The organism is Thermoactinospora rubra, from assembly GCF_002093975.1.
In the GTDB taxonomy this organism is placed as follows: Bacteria; Actinomycetota; Actinomycetes; order Streptosporangiales; family Streptosporangiaceae; genus Nonomuraea; species Nonomuraea rubra_A.
Window position 1 is genome coordinate 87,520 of record NZ_MSZZ01000024.1, and the last position, 17,046, is coordinate 104,565.

13 protein-coding genes and 1 other RNA gene are annotated in these 17,046 nt (G+C 69.1%); 4 read left to right on the forward strand and 10 right to left on the reverse strand.

Annotated features, from left to right (window positions below):
- Positions 1 to 182 precede the first annotated feature (182 nt).
- Complete coding sequence (locus tag BSB02_RS23995; RefSeq protein ID WP_084962072.1) at positions 183 to 704, forward strand: phospholipase; 522 nt, start codon at positions 183 to 185, stop codon at positions 702 to 704.
- A 148-nt stretch (positions 705 to 852) separates the two neighbouring features.
- Here the strand turns inward: BSB02_RS23995 and ssrA are convergent.
- The 6 genes from ssrA to prfB all read right to left on the reverse strand — a co-directional run bounded on the left by ssrA (position 853) and on the right by prfB (position 7,420).
- Positions 853 to 1,240, reverse strand: a transfer-messenger RNA (tmRNA) gene (ssrA, locus tag BSB02_RS24000).
- A gap of 627 nt (positions 1,241 to 1,867) precedes the next feature.
- Positions 1,868 to 3,667, reverse strand: a complete 1,800-nt coding sequence (locus BSB02_RS24005; RefSeq protein ID WP_240506615.1) for an NTF2-like N-terminal transpeptidase domain-containing protein — start codon at positions 3,665 to 3,667, stop codon at positions 1,868 to 1,870.
- Between the two features lie 35 nt (positions 3,668 to 3,702).
- Positions 3,703 to 4,170, reverse strand: a complete 468-nt coding sequence (smpB, locus tag BSB02_RS24010; protein ID WP_084962076.1) for an SsrA-binding protein SmpB — start codon at positions 4,168 to 4,170, stop codon at positions 3,703 to 3,705.
- A 23-nt stretch (positions 4,171 to 4,193) separates the two neighbouring features.
- A complete protein-coding gene (gene ftsX, locus BSB02_RS24015) occupies positions 4,194 to 5,099 on the reverse strand; it encodes a permease-like cell division protein FtsX (protein ID WP_084962078.1) in 906 nt (301 codons plus the stop codon).
- 33 nt (positions 5,100 to 5,132) lie between these two features.
- Positions 5,133 to 5,822 (reverse strand): cell division ATP-binding protein FtsE, encoded by a 690-nt coding sequence (gene ftsE / locus BSB02_RS24020; protein WP_084962080.1) that lies wholly within the window; start codon positions 5,820 to 5,822, stop codon positions 5,133 to 5,135.
- 482 nt (positions 5,823 to 6,304) lie between these two features.
- Positions 6,305 to 7,420 carry a peptide chain release factor 2 gene (gene prfB, locus BSB02_RS24030; RefSeq protein ID WP_084962084.1) on the reverse strand — a complete coding sequence of 372 codons (1,116 nt, stop codon included), beginning with the start codon at positions 7,418 to 7,420 and terminating at the stop codon, positions 6,305 to 6,307.
- Between the two features lie 36 nt (positions 7,421 to 7,456).
- On the opposite strand from prfB, the gene BSB02_RS24035 reads away from it, so the two are divergent.
- Positions 7,457 to 8,485: a DUF8094 domain-containing protein gene (locus tag BSB02_RS24035; RefSeq protein ID WP_084962086.1), complete on the forward strand. Its 1,029-nt coding sequence runs from the start codon at positions 7,457 to 7,459 to the stop codon at positions 8,483 to 8,485.
- A 7-nt stretch (positions 8,486 to 8,492) separates the two neighbouring features.
- Here BSB02_RS24035 and BSB02_RS24040 read toward each other — a convergent pair whose 3' ends face one another.
- Genes BSB02_RS24040 through BSB02_RS24055 form a run of 4 tightly spaced genes read right to left on the reverse strand, consistent with a single transcriptional unit; the run spans position 8,493 to position 14,955 of the window.
- Complete coding sequence (locus BSB02_RS24040) at positions 8,493 to 13,355, reverse strand: NAD-glutamate dehydrogenase (protein WP_084962088.1); 4,863 nt, start codon at positions 13,353 to 13,355, stop codon at positions 8,493 to 8,495.
- A 45-nt stretch (positions 13,356 to 13,400) separates the two neighbouring features.
- Positions 13,401 to 14,195: a tryptophan 2,3-dioxygenase gene (locus BSB02_RS24045; RefSeq protein WP_206184855.1), complete on the reverse strand. Its 795-nt coding sequence runs from the start codon at positions 14,193 to 14,195 to the stop codon at positions 13,401 to 13,403.
- Positions 14,196 to 14,251: 56 nt separating this feature from the next.
- Positions 14,252 to 14,425: a zf-HC2 domain-containing protein gene (locus tag BSB02_RS24050; protein ID WP_084962090.1), complete on the reverse strand. Its 174-nt coding sequence runs from the start codon at positions 14,423 to 14,425 to the stop codon at positions 14,252 to 14,254.
- Entirely contained in the window at positions 14,425 to 14,955 is a 531-nt protein-coding gene (locus BSB02_RS24055; RefSeq protein WP_084962092.1) for a sigma-70 family RNA polymerase sigma factor, read from the reverse strand. Before BSB02_RS24055 ends, BSB02_RS24050 begins: the two co-directional genes overlap by 1 nt.
- 109 nt (positions 14,956 to 15,064) lie before the next feature.
- Between BSB02_RS24055 and BSB02_RS24060 the strand changes: the two genes are divergently transcribed.
- A complete protein-coding gene (locus tag BSB02_RS24060; RefSeq protein WP_206184856.1) occupies positions 15,065 to 15,673 on the forward strand; it encodes a DUF4142 domain-containing protein in 609 nt (202 codons plus the stop codon).
- Positions 15,670 to 17,040: a DUF1996 domain-containing protein gene (locus BSB02_RS24065; RefSeq protein WP_084962094.1), complete on the forward strand. Its 1,371-nt coding sequence runs from the start codon at positions 15,670 to 15,672 to the stop codon at positions 17,038 to 17,040. Before BSB02_RS24060 ends, BSB02_RS24065 begins: the two co-directional genes overlap by 4 nt.
- Positions 17,041 to 17,046: the final 6 nt, after the last annotated feature.

Here is a 17,046-nt window from a genome sequence, read left to right on the forward strand (position 1 = left end):
CTTTTCGCATGACCGGGCCGCTGACAGAAGGCAGCCCTGCTGTAAAGAGCGATTGTTCCCGAAACCAGGGGACGATCTTTGATAAGGATCGGCTTCGACACCGTGGGAACTCACGCCTCATTGTTATGCCGCGGCACAGTCAACGGCCGCGAAAGGCACCCCCCCGAAGACAGGCAGGCCCCATGGTCAGACGCTCCCTCGCCGTCGTCACGCTCTCCTTCGCGACCTTATCCGGATTAACGCTACCCGCATACGCGGTGACGCTTGAGCAAAAACTCGCCGCGCTTTCCAGCTTCACCCAGCCCACCTCGGCCAGCTTCTCCAGCTGGCGCTCGGCCTGGGAGAACCAGGCGGCGTGGGCCGATTACGCCTTCGACTGGTCGACCGACCTGTGCAGCAGCAGCCCCGACCAGCCACTCGGCTTCGACTTCAGAATGCCGTGCCGGCGCCACGACTTCGGATACCGCAACTACAAGGCCGTGAACCGGTTCCCGGAGAACAAGGCGCGCGTGGACGACGCTTTCTACTTCGACATGCGCCAGGTCTGCGCCAGATACTCCGGCGCCTCCAGATCCACGTGCAACAGCGTTGCGTGGACCTACTACCAGGCGGTCAGGCAATTCGGCGACCTCAACGTCAGCGAGGCCGAGATCGAGCAGATCCGCCAAACGGCCGAACAATCCCACGAGAACACGGACGCCTGACCGATCCGGCACGAACCACGGTCCTCTCGGTGTTGCGAGAGGACCGTGACGCGCGTCGCGACACGGCCGGCGCGTCCACGACGCCGGCGGCGGACACGAAACCGCCCCTGGCCCGCCGATGTCTCGGCGGGCCAGGGGCGGTCTGATGTGGTGGAGGTGGCGGGAATCGAACCCGCGTCCTTCAACCCCAAATCAGGGCTTCTCCGGGCGCAGCCTGCTGGTCGCTTTTCTCAGCCCCGGCGCTCACGCAGGCAAGTCGCCGACAGGCTCAGCCACTGTGAGATTTCCCGGCAGCCCCCGTGGCCGGGGCTACCGGTTGAGCCTTCTAGTCGATGCCAGATCCTGAGCCGAAGGCGCTCTCAGGCTGACAGCGGGTCGCTGCGATCAGGCAGCGAGAGCCAGGGAGTCCTGGCTAACCGCAGTGCGCTTAGAGTTGGCACTTATTTGTCGCGGTCACAGGATTAACGAGGTTATGTCCGCCGTCCTCGGCCCGCTTCCCCTGACTTGCAAGGTCAAAGTCGAGACCAGTCACCCCCTGTGGAGTTATCAACACGCCTCACGAAGAGGCGCGCAGCAAGAACCATACTTTCCCAACACCGATGACGCCAACTCCATTCCCGCCCACGACATGACTCCGCACCGTACGGCCGGCTGACCCTTCCGACCGTCCCCGGTGGCCGCGAAGCCGTCTTGGCCGTACACCACCTCGCCCCGGCCGAGGCCAGCACAAAGGACAGAGCAGTGGTACCCCACCAACCAACGCCTGCAAACGCCGGCAGAACCCAAGACAGCAACCACTGAGGGGTGCCGAGGGCGGTCAACGCCCGAGGCCGCGAGGGGCGCGGCTCGGTCTGGACTGAGGAGCGGTGAGGGCGCCCAGCGCCCGAGCCGCGACGAGGGAAGACCGAGCCTTCCCGGCGCCCCGAGCACCGTCGCGCCGCCAGGCGCGACAAATCAACAGAGACGAATCCCCCGGGGATGCGGCGAACCGCGCACATCCCCGGGGGCCGACCGGCAGGGTCGAGCCGGTCCGGACGCCAGGGCTTCCCCCGAGATGAAGCCCTGGCCCTCACGGTGACTGGAACCCGCAACCCCCCGAGCGGTCCAGTCACTAGGTAAGACGCCCGAGAAGCCCACGAAGGTTGCTTACCGTTACAGAAATCTTACGAAACGTCACGCACGGCCGAGAAGAACCGTCCCGCGATGGCCGAAGGGTCGGTCTTCTCCGCCAGGACGGCCACCGCCACGCCGCCCTGCCAGCCGACGAACCACGACAGGTCCTTGCCGGGTACGTCGGCGCGGATGCCGTGGACGCCCGGCGTGGCGCCCGCGGCGCGTGCCGTACCGGACACGACTCCCGCCCGCATCATGGCCTTCAGCGCCGCGTGGACCTGCGGGTCGAGGGTCTGCGGCTGCGCGGGGGCCGGGCTGGCGGGCTTGGTGACCAGCACGGGCGGGTGCCAGGTGCCGTCGGCGACCGCCGCGGCGACCAGCGCCATGGACAGGGGACTGACCTCGACGTTCTGCCCCGCGATGGCCATGGCCTTGTCGGCGTCGCCGGACAGCGCGGGCCACGAGCCGCTGAACGACCGCAGCGGCAGGGTCCACGGTCCCTCGATGCCGAAGATCTGCGCGCTCTTGGTCAGGTCGGCGGCCTTGACGCGGCGGGCGAGCGCGGCGAGCGCGGTGACGCAGCCGCTGGCGAAGCCGTTGAGGAAGGTCTCGGTGGTGGGCGGCAGGCCCGCGTACCGGAACCGCGCGCCGCCCACGGTCCGCTCGGGCACGCACCGCACCTTGAGCCCCAGCTGGACCCCGGCCTTGATCAGCGCGTCGGTGGCGACGATGGACATCGCGGTCCCGGCGGGGAAGCGCCCGCCCAGCCCGTGCTTGTCCTGCGCCATGCCTTCGGAGGCCACGGCCCGGATGTGGCCGTTGGCCGCGTCGACGGCGACCAGGACGCTGGACTGCGTGCCCGTGACGGCCGTCTGGGCCGCCTGCTGCAGGGCCGAGTCGATCGTGGTGTGCACCTCGACGGCGTCGCGCTGGCCCGCGAGCTCGTGGAGCTGGGCCACCTGGCGGCCGGTCTGGAGGTCGAGGGTGATCACCCGGGTGACGGTGGAGCCGGTCAGGTAGTCCTGGTAGGCCTTCTGCAGGCCGGTGCGGCCGATGGAGTCGCCGGCGCGCTGGGGGCCGCCCAGCCGCTGCTCGCCCTCGGCCGTCAGCGTGCTCACCGTGCCGATGATCTGCTTGGGGTCGGCGGGGGCGAACGGGTGCTTCTGCGGGTCGATCTCGATGCCCTCGATGGCCTTCAGCCGCGCCTCCAGCTGGGCGTAGCGCAGGCGGCCCAGCGTCACGAGCGGGACGAAGTCGGAGGGCGGCGCCGACCTGATCTTGCTGAGCAGCCGGTCGGAGGCGTAGCCGGTGAGCGCGGACAGCTGGGCGGCCACCTCCTCGGCGCGGTCGCCGAGCCGGCTGGGCACCACGCCCGCGACGTACAGGGTGGTGTCCTGCTGCAGGGCCGCCCCGTCGCGGTCGACGATCGGGCGCCGCGACAGGGGCTTGACCTGCACCGCGAAGCGCTGGCCCGGCTGCAGCCTGGGGTGGAGCACCGACGGCGACCAGCGCACCTTCCACACGCCGTCGACCAGCCGCAGCGGGAGCGTGCCGTCGTAGACCCACAGCGGGTTGTTCTCGCCCAGGTCGACCTCGGCGGTGAAGTCCGCGCGGGCCTGGCCGCCGCTGCGCGCCACGTTCTTGATCTTGAATCGGAACGACGTGGCGTCCAGGTCGAGCTTGGCGTCCGCCAGGGCCTTCGCCACGGCCTTGGGGTCGGCGTCGGTACGGCCGGCCGCCAGCGCGTAGTCCTCTTCCTTCCAGCCGACGAGGAAGTCGCGGATGGCGTCGTGCGGCGAGGGCTCCTCGAAGCAGGCGGTCAGCGTCATGCTCGCGACCGCGAGAGTCACGGTCGCGGAGACGACCCGCTTCAAGCGCCTCGTGCTCATCGGGTGCGGTACCGCAGAGCGCGCGCCATCTCCCGCTTGGCCTGCTGCTCGGCCAGGCTCTGCCGCTTGTCCCAGTCCTTCTTGCCGCGGCCCAGGCCGATCTCGATCTTCGCCTTGCCGTCCTTGAAGTACAGCGACAGCGGCACGATCGTCAGCCCGCCCTCCTTGAGCTTGGCGGCGAGCTTGTCGATCTCCTTGCGGTGCAGCAGGAGCTTGCGCTTGCGGCGGGCGGCGTGGTTGGTCCACGTCCCCTGGGCGTACTCGGGGATGTGGACGTTGATCAGCCACGCTTCGCCGCCTTCGACCGTGGCGTAGCCGTCGGTCAGCGTGGCCCTCCCCTGGCGCAACGACTTGACCTCCGTGCCCTGGAGCACGAGGCCCGCCTCGAACGTGTCGGAGATGTGGTAGTCGTGCCGGGCACGCTTGTTCTGGGCGATGAGCTTCCGCCCGGTTTCACGTGGCATACCTCGACCTTACCGGCGTCGCGTCACACCCGCAGGTAGCGGCGGAGCGTGACGAAGGAGGCCAGCACACAGATCAACACGCCCGCCACCAGCGACCCGAGGATCGCCGACGCCACGGTGTCCCACTGCAGCTGCGAGCCGATGGCCAGGTAGGCCTGGAACCTGTCGAAGATCACGATCTTGGCGACGATGAGCATGACGGAGGACACGACGCCGCCGACCAGCCCGGCGATCATGCCCTCCATCACGAAGGGGAGCTGGATGTAGACGTTGGACGCGCCCACCAGCCGCATGATCGCGGTCTCGCGTCTGCGGTTGTAGGCCGACAGCCGCACGGTGTTGGCGATCAGCAGGATCGAGGCGATCACCACGATGATGGCCAGCGCGAAGGCGGCCAGCTGGAGGGAGTCGAGCAGGCCGAAGAAGTCGTCGAGCAGGTCCCGGTGGTTCTTGACCGACGAGACGCCCGGCTGGCCCTCGGCCGCCTTCACCACGACGTCGGAGTTATCCGGGTTCGCGAGCTTCACCCGGAAGGACGTGGGCATGTCCTCGACCCGCGTGACCTCGCGCAGGGTCTTCTCGACGGCCTGGTTCTCCTGGAAGCGGCGGTAGGCCGCCTCCTGGCCCTCGTAGATGACCTCGGTCACGCCCGGGGTGCTCTTGAGCCGCTCCTGCAGCGCGGTGACCTGGTCGGGGGTGATCGCCTTGCCCTTGCAGTCGGAGTCGGCGGAGTTCTTGGTGCACATGAACACCGAGACCTCCACCTTGTCATCCCAGAAGTCCTTCATGGTATTGACCTGAGCCCAGATCAACAGGCCGACGCCGAACATGGCCATGCCGACCGCCACGGTGACGATCACCGCGATGGTCATGGTCAGATTTCGGCGAAGGCCGATCCAGACCTCGGAGAGGATGAAATTCGCCCGCATGTTCGTCCTGCAGCTCCCTCTATCTTTGGACGCTCAGTACGCCTGGCCGTACACGCCGCGCGACTGATCACGGACGATCTTGCCGTCCTCCAGCTCCACGACACGCTTGCGCATGGAGTCGACGATGGCCGCGTCGTGCGTGGCCATGACGACCGTGGTGCCGGTCCTGTTGATGCGATCGAGCACCTTCATGATGCCGATGCTGGTGGCCGGGTCGATGTTTCCCGTCGGCTCGTCGGCCAGCAGGATCATCGGACGGTTGACGAACGCGCGCGCCATGGCGACGCGCTGCTGCTCGCCACCGGACAGCTCCTCGGGCATCCGGTGCGCCTTGCCCTCCAGGCCGACCAGTTCGATGACCTCCGGCACGACCTTGCGGATGAACCGCCTGGGCTTGCCGATGACCTCCAGCGCGAACGCCACGTTCTCGTAGACGTTCTTGTTGGGCAGCAGCCGGAAGTCCTGGAACACGCAGCCGATGCGGCGGCGCAGGTGAGGCACCTTGAAGTTGGACAGCCTGGACAGGTCCTTGCCGGCCACGTGGATGGTCCCGGAGTTGGGCTTCTCCTCCTTGAGGATGAGCCTCAGGAAGGTGGACTTGCCCGACCCCGAGGGGCCGACGAGGAACACGAACTCGCTCTTGTCGATGTCTACGGAGACATGGTCCAGCGCGGGCCTGTTCTGATTCGCGTAGACCTTGGTGACGTTGTCGAAATGGATCACGAGAGCATCACGGCGTACCAGTCTAGGGGCCAAGCTGGAGGGGAGGGTGGCACATGCCCACTTCCCACCGCTCACCTATCGGGGGCGTCTATCTTTACTGTTGATCGACGTTCCGATGGGCTGGAGGACAGTCTAGGGGGAAGACTGGCATGGAAGGTCCATAACGGAAACAAAACGATTGAGCGCTTAGACTGGGGAGCAGTATGAGTTGCGAACACCTTGTCTGCGCACAGTGCGCCCACCCTGTCATCGAGGGCCGTTGCTCGGTCTGCCGCGCCAGCCGGGAGCGCATGCACCAGCACGGCTTCGGCGCGCTGTCACCGGCTCTCGTCGCCGCGGTCCTGCTGGCGGCGCTGCTCCTCACCCTGGCGCTGCGGCACCTCGTGTACGGCTGACGCGGCCTCGCGAGCGCCGGCCCCCGCGCCGCGGGGGCCTTCGCCATGAGCTCCCTGTGACCCACGGCGGGTCGCGGACGAACCCGCCTACTCGGCCCCCGCCTCCTGGCGGCGCATCCAGCGGATCTCGCTCTCGATGAACTCGTCGATCTCCCCGTCGAGGACGGCCGCCGGATTGCCCGCCTCGGTGCCGGTGCGCAGGTCCTTGACGATCTGGTAGGGGTGCAGCACGTAGTTGCGGATCTGCGTGCCCCAGGACGTCGTCGTCGCGCCCCGCAGCTCGTTCATCTTCTCCGCCTCCTCCTGCCGCTTGCGCTCCAGCAGCTTGGCCTGCAGCACGGCCATGGCGGTGGCGCGGTTCTGCAGCTGGGAGCGCTCGTTCTGGCAGGAGACCACGATGCCGGTCGGCAGGTGGGTGATGCGGACGGCCGAGTCGGTGGTGTTGACGCCCTGGCCGCCGGGCCCGCTGGAGCGGTAGACGTCGACGCGGATCTCGTCCTCGTTGATCTCGATGTGGTCGGTCTGCTCGACCACCGGCACGACGTCCACGCCGGCGAAGGAGGTCTGGCGGCGGCCCTGGTTGTCGAACGGGCTGATGCGGACCAGCCGGTGGGTGCCGTGCTCGCCGCGGAGCGTGCCGTAGGCGTAGGGGGCCTTGACGGTGAAGGTCGCCGACTTGATGCCGGCCTCCTCGGCGTAGGAGGTCTCGTAGACCTCCGTCGGGTAGCCCTTGCGCTCGGCCCACCGCAGGTACATGCGCAGCAGCATCTGCGCCCAGTCGGCCGCGTCGACGCCGCCGGCCTGCGAGTTGATCGTGATCAGCGCCTCGCGCGAGTCGTACTCGCCCGACAGCAGCGTGCGGACCTCCAGCGCGTTGACCTCGGAGCGCAGCGCGGCCAGCTCCTTGTCGGCCTCGGCGCGGGTGTCGGGGTCGTCCTCCTCGGCCGCCAGCTCGTACAGCACGGCCAGGTCGTCGAGGCGGCGCTGCAGCCCCTCCACGCGGTTGAGCTCGCCCTGCAGGTGGGACAGCTTGCTGGTGACCTTCTGCGCCTGCTCGGGGTCGTCCCACAGATCCGGCGCAGCGACCTGCGTCTCGAGCTCGGCGATCTGCTTGCGCATCGAGTCGAGGTCGAGCACGTCCTTGATGCTCGCCATGGTGTTCGCGAGCTCTGTGATCTCTTCTGCCGGATCGTTGACTGCCACGTCTACCAAGGGTACGGCACGCAATACCATGTCGAGGTGCGTGCATACGGTCGGCGGCGGTTCCTCGCCCTCGCCCTCGGCCTCGTGGCCGGGGCGGCGGGCTGCACCAGCCAGCCGGCCCCCCGCTCCACGCAGGTGGCGGCGCGGTCCACGGTCACGCCCAGCCCCACTCCCAGCGAGCCGCCCATCACCCCCTCGAAGGCGCGGGCCGCGTTCGCCGCGTACGTCGCCACCGATGACCGGGTCCGCGGCGCGGGCGACCTCAGCTGGGCGCTGGACACCGTCACGGGCGGGCGCCACGACCTGACGAAGGCGGAGTACGAGTCCACCGGCGGCGAGCCGCGCCGTCCCGCGTGGGGCGAGCCCACGGTGCTGGTGCCCCGGCTGGCGGCCGGGGACCGCAACCCGTGGTTCTCGGTGGTCGTCGAGCGCGACGGCACGCCCGCCATCCTGACGTTCGTCCGGGCCGGCGAGGATTGGCGGCTGAGCTCGGCGGCGGCGCTCGCCAGGGACCGGCGCCTCCCCGCGGTCAAGCTCGACGCCGACGGCTACGCCGAGCCGCTGGCCAGCGGCGACCAGAGCGTGGCGATCAGCCCGAAGTTCATGGCGCCGCTGCACGCCACGATCGCCGAGGCCGGACCCCAGGGCATCGCCGCCGGGCTGATCGCGCCGGGGCCGTTCACCACCGAGGTGGCCGAGCAGATCGCCGAGGACCGGGAGCGGTGGAAGGGCACCGGCTACGACTACGACTCGATCTTCTCCACCGGCGAGCTGCCCGTCTACGCCCTGCGCACCGAGGACGGCGGCGCGCTCGTCCAGTACTCCCTGTCCCGGCAGACCACGATCACCCCGGTGACCGACTCGGCCGCGTCGACGCCGATCGGGGTGCCCAAGGCGGCGCAGTGGGCGGTCGGCCGGTCTTACGTGTCGGTGGCGCAGCTGGAGCCGCTGAAGGTCTTCGAGATGCACCAGTACGCGACAGCCGTACCGCCCGCGGGCGCGAGCCAGCCGGCCGTCGTGGTCGCCCACGACGGCGCGGTGACCCGCGCCACCGCCCCAGGCTGAGAGGCGGCTAGGCCTCGGTGCGCGGCAGGCTGCTGGAGGCCACCAGCGTGCGGATGGCCCGCAGCGCCACCGACAGCGTCGCCAGGTCGAAGGTGTCGCTCTCCCAGATCTCCGACAGCGTCTGCCGGGCCCGGCCGACGGCCGCCGAGTTGGCCTCCGTCCAGCGGGCCAGGCGCTCCTCCGGCGACAGCCCCGAGGCGCTGTGGGCCAGCACGTCCCGCGTGAGCGAGGCGTGGGCGGCGTACAGGTCGTCGCGCAGCGCCGAGCGGGCCATGGAGTTCCAGCGGTTGTCCCTCGGCAGCGCGATGACGCGCTCGCGGAGCCGGGCCAGCTGGAGCCGGTCGGCCAGGTCGAAGTAGACCTCGGCCACCTCCCCCACCGGGCGGCCGGTCATGGCGGCCACCTCGACCAGGTCGAAGGTGGAGTAGGCGGGCACCATGGCGGCGGCGCGCTCGGCCAGCTCCAGGGGCACCCCGCGGGCGGCGAAGGAGTCTCTGCGCTCCTCGAAGGCGGCCAGGTCGGGCCCGGTGAGCAGCTTCGGCAGGTGCGCGAGGAGGCCGTTGACGCCCTTGACGAAGAAGCTCACCGACCCGGCGATGTCCAGCGGCGGGCGCCGGTTGGTCAGCAGCCAGCGGGTGCCCCGCTCGGCCAGCTTCCTGGCCTCCAGCAGCATCGAGATCTGCGTGGCGGTCTCGACCTTGTTGTCCAGCTCCTCCACCGCGCGGAAGAAGCTGGGCAGGTCGAACACCTCGCGGGTGACCAGCCAGGCCTTGGCGATGTCGGCGGCGGAGGCGCCGGTCTCCTCGCCCAGGCGGAACATGAACGTCGTCCCGGTGGAGTTGACCAGCTCGTTGGTCACGCAGGTGGTGATGATCTCGCGGCGCAGCGGGTGGCGGTCCATGTAGGCGCGGAACCGGTCGCGCAGCGCCGACGGGAAGTACGACACCAGCCAGCCGGCCAGGTAGGGGTCGTCGGGCAGGTCGGAGTTCAGCAGCTCGGCGTCGACCATGAGCTTGGTGTAGGCGAGCAGGACGCAGAACTCCGGCGCGGTCAGGCCCAGCCTGGCCTGGCGCCGCTCGGCCAGCGTCTTGTCCGACGGCAGGAACTCCAGCTCGCGGTTGACGAGCCCGTCGCGCTCCAGCTTGCGCAGGTAGCGCGCGTGGATGTGGAGCATGTCCACGGCCTGGGCGCGGGCCGCCGCCAGAACGACGTTCTGCGCGTAGTTGTCGCGCAGCACCAGCTGGGCGACCTCGTCGGTCATCTCCATGAAGACCTGGTTGCGCTGCTTGTCGGTCAGCTCGCCGTCGCGCACCACCTGGTCCAGCAGGATCTTGATGTTGACCTCGTGGTCGGAGGTGTCCACGCCGGCGGAGTTGTCGATGAAGTCGGTGTTGACCAGGCCGCCGTTGAGGGCGAACTCGATGCGGCCCAGCTGGGTGAGCCCCAGGTTGCCGCCCTCGCCGATCACCTTGCAGCGCAGCTCGTTGCCGTTGACCCGCACGGCGTCGTTGGCCTTGTCGCCCACGTCGGCGTGCGACTCCGACGACGCCTTGACGTAGGTGCCGATGCCGCCGTTCCACAGCAGGTCCACGGGGGCCTTGAGGATGGCGCTGATGAGCTCGTTGGGCGTCATGGCGGTGACGCCGGTGTCGATGCCCAGCACCTGGCGCATCTGCGGCGAGATCGGGACGGACTTGGCCGTGCGCGGCCACACCCCGCCGCCGGGCGAGATCAGCGCCGGGTCGTAGTCGGCCCACGAGCTGCGCGGCAGCTCGAACAGCCGTCTGCGCTCGGCGTAGGAGGCGGCGGCGTCGGGCGTGGGGTCGACGAAAACGTGCCGGTGGTCGAAGGCGGCCACGAGCCGGATGTGCTCCGACAGGAGCATGCCGTTGCCGAAGACGTCGCCGGACATGTCGCCGATGCCCACCACCGTGAAGTCGGTGGTCTGCACGTCCTTGCCCATGGTGCGGAAGTGGTACTTGACCGACTCCCAGGCGCCGCGCGCCGTGATGCCCATCGCCTTGTGGTCGTAGCCGACCGAGCCGCCGGAGGCGAAGGCGTCGCCCAGCCAGAAGCCGTACTCCTTGGCCACGCTGTTGGCGATGTCGGAGAAGGTGGCCGTGCCCTTGTCGGCCGCCACGACCAGGTAGGGGTCGTCGCCGTCGTGCCGTACCACGTCAGGAGGCGGCACCACGGCGCCGTCGACGAGGTTGTCGGTGACGTCCAGCAGGCCGCAGATGAACATCCGATAGCAGGCCACGCCCTCGGCGAGCAGGTCCTCCCGGTTGCCCGACCGCGGCGGCCGCTTGACGACGAAGCCGCCCTTGGAGCCGGTGGGCACGATGACGGTGTTCTTCACCATCTGCGCCTTGACCAGGCCGAGGATCTCGGTCCTGAAGTCCTCCATGCGGTCCGACCAGCGCAGCCCGCCCCGGGCGACCTTGCCGAAGCGCAGGTGGACGCCCTCGACCCGCGTCGAGTAGACGAAGATCTCGTACTGCGGCCGCGGCAGCGGCAGCACGCTGATGGCCTGCGGGTCCACCTTCAGCGAGATGTACGGCTTGCGCCGCCCCTCCGCGTCGCGCTGGAAGTAGTTGGTGCGCAGCGTGGCCTGGATCATCTCCAGGTAGGCGCGCAGGATGCGGTCCTCGTCCAGCGAGGCGACCTCGTCCAGGGCGCCGAGGATCTCCTCCCTGAGCGCCGCGCTGAGGTCGTTGCGCGTCTCCTCGGGCCGCTTGGGGTCCAGGCGCGCCTCGAACAGGCTCACCAGCAGCCGCGCCAGCCGTACGTTGCCCAGCAGCACGCGCTCCATGTAGCGCTCGCTGAAGGTGGCGCCGGCCTGGCGCAGGTACTTGGCGTAGACCCGCAGGATCTCCACCTGCTCCCAGTTCAGCCCGGCCTTGAGGATGAGGGCGTTGAAGTTGTCGGCCGCCACGCGGCCCCGCCACAGCGCCTCCAGGCCGTCCTGGAACAGCCGCTTGAAGTCGTGGCGGTCGACTTCGGGCGAGGGGGTGTAGTGGAGGCCGAAGTCGTAGATCCAGGCGTTCTTGGTGGCCGGGTCCTGGTCGCGGTCGATCTCGTAGGGCCGCTCGTCGACGACCTCCACGCCCAGCCGCTGAATCAGCGGCAGCGCCTTGGACAGGGAGATGGGCGAGCCGAGCTTGTAGATCTTCAGGCGCCGCTCCCCCTCGGCGGCGTCGTAGGGCTCGTAGAGGTTGATGCCGACCACGTCGTCGGGCTGGTCGGCGAGGGACTCCAGCCGCTTGAGGTCCATCACGGCGACCTTGGGCGGGAAGTCGGCCTTGTAGCCCTCGGGGAAGGCGGCCTGGTAGCGGCGGGTCAGCGCGGGCGCCTCCTCCTCGGAGGTCATCTCGCGGATCGCGTCGGCCAGGTCGTCCTCCCAGGCGCGGGCGATGGTGGCCAGGCGAGCCTCCAGCTCCTCCACGTCGACGCTGGGCGGGGGCAGCGGCCTGCCGCGCTCGCCGCGGACCACGACGTGCAGCCGGGCCAGGACCGACTCGCCGATCATCGCGCTGTAGTCGAGCGTGGTGCCGCCGAGGGCCTTCAGCAGCAGGTCCTGCATCTTCAGCCGGACCTTGGTGGTGTAGCGGTCGCGCGGCAGGTAGATCAGGCAGGAGATGAACCTGCCGTAGTCGTCGCGGCGCAGGAACAGCTTGACCTGCTTGCGCTCGCGCAGCCGCAGCACGCCGAGCGCGACCGGCACCAGCTGCTCCACCGAGGTCTGGAAGAGCTCGTCCCTGGGGAACGTCTCCATGATCTCGATGAGGTCCTTGCCGTCGTGCGAGTCGGGGTCCAGCCCGGCCTGCTCCAGGACCTCGGCGAGCTTGCGGCGCACGACCGGGATGCGGGAGATCGACTCGTTGTAGGCGACGTGGGTGAACAGGCCGAGGAAGCGCCGCTCGCCGATGACCTCGCCCTCGGGCGAGAACATCTTGACCCCGATGTAGTCCAGGTAGGCCGGGCGGTGCACGGTGGCACGCGAGTTGGCCTTGGTGATGATCAGCAGGTGCTTCTCCCGCGCCTTGGCGCGCAGCTCGGCGGGCATCGACGAGAAGCTCTCGGAACTGATCTTGTCGTCGCGCAGGATGCCCAGCGCGGCGCCCGGCACGGCCCGGAGCGTCTCCCCCTCCTCGGAGCGCTCCAAGCGGTACTCCTTGTAGCCCAGGAACGTGAAGTGCCCGTCGGCCAGCCAGCGCAGCAGCTCCAGGCTGTCCTCGACCTCGGCGGGCTCCAGCGGCGGCGGGTTCTCCGCCAGGTCGTCGGCGGTCTGGACCGCCAGCCTGCGCATCTTCCTGAAGTCCTCGACCGCGTGCCGCACGTCGGCGAGCACGCGCTGCAGGTCGTTCTCCAGCTCCTTGAGCACGGCCGGATCGTTCTGCCGGTCGATCTCGATGTGCATCCACGACTCGCTCAGCAGCTGGCCGGTCACGTCCTCCTGGCCGCGGCCCAGCAGGCGCCCGGTCATGTCGCGGCGGACCTTCATCTGGGGGTGGACGATCAGGTGGACGCCGATGTCGTGGCGGGCCAGCTCCATGGTCACCGAGTCGACCAGGAACGGCATGTCGTCGGTGACCACCTCGACGACGGAGTGCCCGGGGTCCCAGCCGTACTCGTCGACCGTGGGCGTGTAGGCGCGGACCACGGGCCTGCCCTGCGGGCGCACCTCCGCCAGGTGCTTGTGCGACATCGCCGGGCCGTACACGTCCACGGGGTTGCGCTCGAGCAGGTCCTCGGGTGCGACGTGCCGGTAGTAGGTCCGCAGGAACGCCAAGGCCTCCTCGGTCGTCACGTCCCCGCATTGCTCCGCGGCGCGCCGGAGCAATTCGTCCTTGGCCTCGTCAAGCGGCATGTCGCTCTCACTCCTTTGTGAGGTTTTGCCATGTTTTGTGGTGAATTACAGCCAGGCCCTTAGTTCCCACAGGAGGGGGAAGTAGTGCAGGCGCGCGCGATCCCGCAGGTAGGGAGCGCCGGTCGAGCCGCCCGTGCCGGACTTGGTGCCGATCTGCCGCTCGACCATCTGCACGTGGCGCATGCGCCACAGCGCGGCGGTCTCGTCGTGCGTCAGCAGATCCTCGGCCAGCTGCCACAGGTCGTCGTACGTCCCGCGGTCCCGGGCCACGGCCAGCAGGGAGCCCATGATCTCCTGGTCGGAGGTGCCGAGGCCACGCTGGGCGAGAGCGGTGAGATAAGCATCCCACAATGTGGGCTCGTCCATGCGGCGACACAGCCGGGCGACCTCCTCCTCGGTCGCGTCGCGCAGGCCGGTCAGGTATCGCGGGTCCTTCAGGCCGGACAGGAACTCCAGCTCGCGGAACTGGACGGACTGGAAGCCGCTGGCGGGCGCCAGCTTCGACCGGAACTCCAGGAAGTCCTGAGGCGTCATCGTCTCCAGGACCTCCACCTGCTCGATCAGCACCCGCTCCACCGCGTGCACGCGCCGGAACAGGTGCCGGGCACGCCACAGCTCACCCTTGAGCATGGCGTCGCGCGCGGCCTCGAGCTCGTGCAGCAGCAGCTTGAACCACAGCTCGTAGACCTGGTGGATGGTGATGAACAGCAGCTCGTCGGGTGCCTCCGACTGCGGCACCTGCTGCTTGAGCAGCTCGGGAATCCGGAGGTAGGCGCCGTACGACAGGCGGCCGCCCTCTTCGCCGAACTGCCTGTCGGGTGGCATCTGGCTCACTGCCACCGGAGGCTCCTCCCCGAAAGACTTACCGGGCCGTTCCGATATCACCCGAAAAGCCGCTAATCGTCAACGTGGGAGGACTGTCGCTTGAGCTCGTCCAGCGCTCCGGGGACCTCGGCGAGGTCCTTGAGCTCCTGCTGGCACCGGGCGCAGCCGTCGAGGTGGCGCTCGAACGCCTCGAGGTCCTCTTCGTCGAGGACGCCCAGGACGTAGGCGGCCACCTCCTCATGCATCAGCCGGCTGCCCCCTTCTCGCGCAGCAGTTCACGGAGGGCTCGGATCGCGTAGTAGAGCCGAGACTTCACCGTGCCCGGCGGGATCCCCAGAGTCTCCGCCGCCTCCTTTATCGTACGGTCCCGTAGGTAAGTCTGTTCAATTACTTCCCGGTGTTCATCCGATAGTTGCCGAAGGGCCTCGGCGACCACGATGGCCGACAGGGCCCGCTCGGAGGTGTCGGGCACGGCGATGCTGTCGGCCTCCGGCGGCTCCACCTCCGTGGGCCGGGCGCTGCGGCGGCGCCGTCCGTCGATCACGATGCGGCGGGCCACCGTGAGCAGCCAGGCCCACAGCAGTCCCGGCTCCCATCGCAGCCGCGCGGAGTTGCGCCAGGCCCTGACCAGGGTCTCCTGGACGACGTCCTCGGCCCACTGCAGGTCGTTGCCGGTCGACCGGCGCACGTGGCGCAGCAGCGGGCCACCGAACTGCTGATAGAGCAGCGCGATGCGTTGCTCCTCTTCCTTGGAGTGAGCTAACACGGCGCACATCTTTACACCTTCGTTATCGCATCGGTAGTCACTCCGATAACTCCAGTCATTTCTGACTATCTCGCCACATCGGGTGAACCGCTCCCCAGGGGTCCGCGTACCTCGGGGCATGCGAAGAGGTTTCGCCGACGTCGCCGGCACGGCTGTCATGCTCGGCGGCTTCGCCGCGGCGGCCGCCGTCACGGTGGTGCTCGTCCTGCCGACCGCGGGCGCCGACGTAGCCACGGGCTCGCTCTCCGCCGCCGACCGCGACCTGCTGATCAAGGTACGGCAGGCGGGCCTGTGGGAGATCCCCACCGGCCAGCAGGCCCAGCAGCGCGCGCTGAGCCAGCGCGTCAAGGAGGTCGGCATGCACCTGGTCGAGGATCACACCAAGCTCGACAAGGAGGTCGTCGCGCTGGCGGCCAGGCTGAACGTGGCCCTGCCCAGCCAGCCCAGCGCCGACCAGCAGCGCTGGATGGCGCAGCTGTCGAGCGTGAGCGGCGCCGACTACGACAGGGACTTCGCCAACCTGCTCAGGGCCGCGCACGGCAAGGTCTTCGCCGTGGTGGCCCAGGTCCGGGCGGGCACGCGCAACGACGAGATCCGCGCGTTCGCCACCAAGGCGAACGCGGTCGTGCTCAAGCACATGACGCTGCTGGAGTCCACGGGGCTCGTCGACTACCACACGCTGCCCGAACCACCCACACCCTCGTCCGTTCCAGGAGGGACACGATGAGAAGATCCAATCGCGCGACCGCGGTCATCTCGACGCTGGCCTTCGTGGCCGGCGGCCTGGTGGCCGTCGGCACCACGGGAGCCGTCACGGTCGTCGGCGCCGCTCCGGCTCTGGCCGACCACTGCCTGCCCGGCGACCACAACGCCGCCGAGCAGAACCAGCAGAACCAGCAGGACCAGCGGAACCGGCAACAGCAACAGCAGAACAACCAGAACCAGCAAGATCAACAAGACCAGCAGAGTCAACAGGGCCAGCAGGGCCAGGACGGCCAGCAGGACCAGCAGAACCAGCAGGACCAGCAAGGTCAGGACGGCCAGCAGAACCAGCAGGACCAGCAAGGTCAGGACGGCCAGCAGAACCAGCAGGACCAGCAAGGTCAGCAAGGTCAGCAGAACCAGCAGGACCAGCAAGGTCAGCAAGGTCAGCAAGGCCAGGCCGACCCGATCCAGGAGCCGACCGACGAGCCGACCGAGGAGCCCGGCGGGTCGCCCTCGCCCACCGCGACCCAGGAGCAGAACGAGTGCGCCGACCTCGGGCCCTTCCCCGAGGACTTCATCGACATCCGCCGGGTGCCGCCGGGCGGCGACGTCCTCGGCCGCTCCCGCGGCAGCTTCATCTCCCGCTGCGGCACCAACGCCAACGGCCACAACAACCCCGACAACTTCATCGTGGCCCCCGGCGTCCGCAACGGCGCCCACCACCTGCACGACTACGTGGGCAACCTGTCGACCGACGCCTTCTCCACCGACGAGTCGCTGGCCGCCGCCGGAACCACGTGCCGCCTGGGCGACAAGTCCACCTACTTCTGGCCCGTCCTGCGCGACCGGCGCGTGGACGACAACATCGGCGACCCCGACGGCAACGTCGGCCGGGTCCTGCGTCCACGCCAGGCGATCATGCTGTTCCGCGGCAGCGGCCGGGTCACCGCGATGCCCCGGTTCCTTCGCATGATCACCGGTGACGCCAAGGCGGCCACGAACGGCGGCGCGAACGCCAACGCCAAGTGGACCTGCACCGGCTTCACCAACCGGATCACCACCAAGTACCCGCTGTGCCCGCGCGGCAGCCAGGTCGTGCGCATCCTCGACTTCCCCAGCTGCTGGGACGGGCGCAACACCGACAGCGCCAACCACCGCACCCACGTGGTGTTCCCGCAGGGCGGGTCGTGCCCCCAGGGCTTCAGGGCGATCCCGCAGCTCAGGATGATCCTGACGTACTCGGTCGCGCCCGGCCTGTCCTACGCCCTCGACGCCTTCCCCGAGCAGAAGCACAACCCGATCACCGACCACGCCGACTTCGCCAACGTCATGCCGGACCGGCTCATGAACTTCGTCGTGTCCTGCATCAACCGCGGCCGCCGCTGCTGAGATCGC

Excerpts from the sequence above, each read along its gene's own strand:
- BSB02_RS24055 (WP_084962092.1), bottom strand. The coding sequence starts at position 14,955 with ATGTGCGCCGTGTTAGCTCACTCCAAGGAAGAGGAGCAACGCATCGCG.
- smpB (WP_084962076.1), bottom strand. The coding sequence starts at position 4,170 with ATGCCACGTGAAACCGGGCGGAAGCTCATCGCCCAGAACAAGCGTGCC.
- BSB02_RS24060 (WP_206184856.1), top strand. The coding sequence starts at position 15,065 with ATGCGAAGAGGTTTCGCCGACGTCGCCGGCACGGCTGTCATGCTCGGC.
- BSB02_RS24065 (WP_084962094.1), top strand. The coding sequence starts at position 15,670 with ATGAGAAGATCCAATCGCGCGACCGCGGTCATCTCGACGCTGGCCTTC.
- BSB02_RS24040 (WP_084962088.1), bottom strand. The coding sequence starts at position 13,355 with ATGCCGCTTGACGAGGCCAAGGACGAATTGCTCCGGCGCGCCGCGGAG.
- BSB02_RS24050 (WP_084962090.1), bottom strand. The coding sequence starts at position 14,425 with ATGCATGAGGAGGTGGCCGCCTACGTCCTGGGCGTCCTCGACGAAGAG.
- BSB02_RS23995 (WP_084962072.1), top strand. The coding sequence starts at position 183 with ATGGTCAGACGCTCCCTCGCCGTCGTCACGCTCTCCTTCGCGACCTTA.
- ftsX (WP_084962078.1), bottom strand. The coding sequence starts at position 5,099 with ATGCGGGCGAATTTCATCCTCTCCGAGGTCTGGATCGGCCTTCGCCGA.